Here is a 3,414-nt window from a genome sequence, read left to right as displayed (position 1 = left end):
CCGAGCCAGCGGGCGTGCCCGGACACCGGGCGGCCGGTCTCGAGCGCGCGGTCCGCGCGGCGGCGGCCCTCCCAGGCCAGGCCGATCACCAGCGCCTCGTAGGCGACGCCGAGGGCGTAGCCGAGCCGCGGGCCCTCATAGGCAGCGATGGTGTGCGACATGCCGATGTAGGCCCAGGCCGAGAGCCCGAAGGCACCCAGGGCGAAGCCCGGGTTCCTCCGCGTGTCGGCGATGACCGCCGGTACGCGTCGGGGACGTTTCTCCGATGCCATGTTGGGTAAGTCCCTTTCGGTCAGAACAGGTGAGTGACGGTTGGGATGGTGCAAGGCTGATCTTCGTCTACTTTGCGTCCTATGCGCTCTTCACGCCGAAGATCGACCTCAATCTTTTATCGAACGATCTTCCCGGGCGCTCGAATCGAGGCTAAAAGTTATCCACAGATGATCCCGGGTGATCCGGCAAGATCATAGTTCCTGCCGAATGATGTCGCTATGACTTCAACGCTTTTCGCCGCACCGGAACCGGCCGCCGCGCTCGACCTGCTGACCTTGCGCGAGCGCCTCGACCTCGCGACCCGGCTCACCCACCGGCTGGTCGGGCACGTGCTCCGGCCGGCCAACGCCGACGCCGTGGCCCGCCAGGTGGCCTACGTCCGCACCGAGTCGCCCGTGCGCGTGAGTGACGTGGACCCCGAGCAGTACGACGAGGTGACCCGGGACTGCGCCATCGACATGCTGGTGCATGCCGGGCCGCGGGAGACGGGCGGTTCCCTGGTCCGGCGACTGCTCGGGGAGGCCCCGGCCGGCGGGCCCGGCCCCGCACCCGGGAACGACGCACCCGGGAACGACGCATTCGGGGACGACGGTACAGCCCCGGCAGGCCTGATGATCGACGACGCCGAGCGCGCGCTGCTGGAGCGGTGGCGCGACGGCGGGGTGCTCGGCTACTTCGTCGTGACCGACCTGGTGGACGAGCACGCGGTGCTGCACAACCTGGAGGACGATCTGGAGTACCGCGTCTTCACGGGCCGCTCAGAGATCCGCTCGGTCGCGCTGGTCCCGGGGCTGCTGCTGTCCGGGCGGGTCCTGCCTGTCGGCGCGGCCTGGATCTTCGCGGGCACGCCGGCGGTCTTCTCGCCGGACGTCATCGAGGGCGTGGTGCGCGCCGTCGTCGCGCTGCTGACGTCGTCGCCGTGCCCCGCCTATCGCAACCCGCGCACGCTGGCCCGGGCCCGCGAGCTCGTCGCCGACCACCACCGCACCTTCCAGGCCCTGTTCGGGGACGTCGTGGTGGAGGGCACGGCGTCGCACGTCCTGGACTGCTGCCTGCGGTTCAAGGACCGGATCGGCGCCCCGGCGGAGGAGTTCGCCCTGTTCGGCGCCCTGCGCGACGTGCGCCGGCTGCCCGACGACGCCGCCGACCCCGACGACGTGACGTTCGCCCTGGTGCACCACCCGGTGCGGGGGCTGCGGATGCTCGACTGGTACGCGCAGCTCCGCGAGGTGCACACCGCGCCCCTGCTGCCGTGGAAGCCCCGGCGGCTCGCGCAGGTGCTCGCCGACCCGGACGCGCCGTCGTGGGTGCTGGCCCTGCTCGCCGAGCGCCACCCGGACCACCTGGACGCGCTGTACCGGGCGGCGTCCGGCCGGCCGGGCTTCGTGTGGGTACGGGACGGCGCCGCGCTCCTGCGGGACCGCGAGCCGGAGGCGGCCCGGGACGAGCCGGGGATCGTCATGGCCTCGTCGATCATGGGGCGGGTGCCTCCGCCGGAGGTCGGCATGACGGATGTCATCCCGACCTCGTGACACCCGGCAGCAGTACCGCCCGCGGCGCCGCAGCAGGGTGGAGGGATGACAACGACCAGCAGCTACGCCGTCGAGGCCAGGGGCCTCGTCAAGGAGTTCCGCGGCGCCGGAGGCACCGTCCGCGCCGTCGACGGGCTGGACCTCGTGGTCCGGCCCGGGGAGGTGGTGGCCTTCCTGGGGCCCAACGGCGCCGGCAAGACCACCACCGTCGACCTGGTCCTCGGCCTGGCGGCCCCCACGGCAGGGACGGTCCGCGTGCTCGGCAAGGAGCCGGCCCGGGCGATCGCCGACGGCCAGGTCGCCGCGGTCATGCAGACCGGCGGCCTCCTGCGGGAAATCACGGTGGGGGAGAGCGTCGAGCTCACCGCCGCTCTGTTCGGCCGCACGAGCCCGGCCGGGCCGTTCCTGGAGCGCACCGGCATCGCCGGCCTGGCCGACCGCACGGTCGGCAAGTGCTCCGGCGGTCAGCAGCAGCGCCTGCGGTTCGCGATGGCCTGTCGGCCGCCATGGGCAAGACCGGCGGGCGCACCCGGGCCGAGGCGGTGCGGATCGCCCGGGAGAACGGCTGGTTATGAGGCTCGCCGCGCCGCGCCGGGCTGCTCACCCGGCCGGGACGTAGTCCTCCGGCATGGTGGCCGTGGTACTGAACTCGGCGGGGCGGTAGCCCGCCCGCTGCGCCGTCACCGTCACGGTCACGCGGTTCCCCTTGTGGCTGCCGCGGATCCACATGCTCGGACCGACCGTGTAGCCCGCCTCGCCCTCCTGCGTGATCGTCTCACCGGTGTCGATGTCGACCCAGGTCCAGGTGTAGGTGACGTTCGGGTCCTGCTTGATGCCGCAGCTGGCCAGCCAGCCCACGTGCTCCACGCCCGGGCGCAGGGTGATCTTGCAGGACGGCCGTGGCACCGACGGCTGCGGCACCGCCGCCGTGGCGTCGGAGAGCAGGCTCGCCTTGGCGTACCCGGGGCGGGCGGCGGTGAGCCTGACCTGGACGACCTTGCCCACGTCGTCGAGCGCGACGGTGTAGGTGCACGACCCGAGGTTGTCCCGTTCCTCGCCGCCGACGCTCCACAGGCACGCGGTGCTGGCCGGCTGCGGCGTCCAGCCGGTCGCTTCGGCGGTGATCTTCTGGCCCACCTGGACCTGGGCCGGGATCGCCACGGCGCCAGGCTGGAACCGAACCGGGGCCGCCTCCTGCTCGTCGGCGGCCTGCTCGTCGACGGGTGTGGCGTCCGGAGAGCTCTCGGGCGTCGCCGACGGTTTCGCCTTCGGCTTCTTCTTCGTCGGGGTGGGGCTGGGCTTGTCGGACGGCTCGGCCGACGGCGAGGCCACGGCCGGGGGTGCGAGCACACCGGGCGTGTCGTCGGGAGTCAGGAAGTGCACGACCGCTGCCGCGACACCGCCGCCGGCCAGCAGCAGACCCGCCGCGACCACGCCGGTCAGGATCCTGCGCCGGGCCTTGCCCGAAGACACGGGTGTCTCCGGGCGGTCCGGTTCGGCCGCGGGCGGCGATCCCGCGCCCAGCTCCGTGTCCGCGTCGGGCAGGCCGAGCCCGGTGTCGGCCGCCTCGACGTACGGCAGGTCGGCGGCCGGCGGACCAGCGTCCGGC

The 3,414-nt window shown here is 73.1% G+C and carries 2 protein-coding genes and 2 pseudogenes; 2 read left to right on the top strand and 2 right to left on the bottom strand.

What is annotated here, in order from left to right; all coding sequences use genetic code 11:
- Positions 1-272 (bottom strand): hypothetical protein (locus tag PROKR_RS35460; RefSeq protein ID WP_036965832.1); only part of this gene is annotated, 272 nt, incomplete at its 3' end.
- 219 nt (positions 273-491) lie between these two features.
- Between PROKR_RS35460 and PROKR_RS19170 the strand changes: the two genes are divergently transcribed.
- The gene (locus PROKR_RS19170; protein ID WP_036965830.1) at positions 492-1,805 is read left to right on the top strand and encodes a hypothetical protein; all 1,314 of its coding nucleotides are present in this window, start codon (positions 492-494) and stop codon (positions 1,803-1,805) included.
- A gap of 45 nt (positions 1,806-1,850) precedes the next feature.
- Positions 1,851-2,300: pseudogene (locus PROKR_RS31705) on the top strand (ATP-binding cassette domain-containing protein); the annotation flags it as partial.
- 105 nt (positions 2,301-2,405) lie between these two features.
- Here PROKR_RS31705 and PROKR_RS19160 read toward each other — a convergent pair.
- Positions 2,406-3,414: pseudogene (locus PROKR_RS19160) on the bottom strand (hypothetical protein); the annotation flags it as partial.

It is taken from the genome of Promicromonospora kroppenstedtii DSM 19349 (assembly GCF_000515355.1).
GTDB lineage: Bacteria > Actinomycetota > Actinomycetes > Actinomycetales > Cellulomonadaceae > Promicromonospora > Promicromonospora kroppenstedtii.
This window is presented reverse-complemented; position numbering and strand designations above follow the sequence as displayed.

Coding starts and splice junctions, on each gene's coding strand:
- PROKR_RS19170 (WP_036965830.1), top strand. CDS start 492: ATGACTTCAACGCTTTTCGCCGCACCGGAACCGGCCGCCGCGCTCGAC.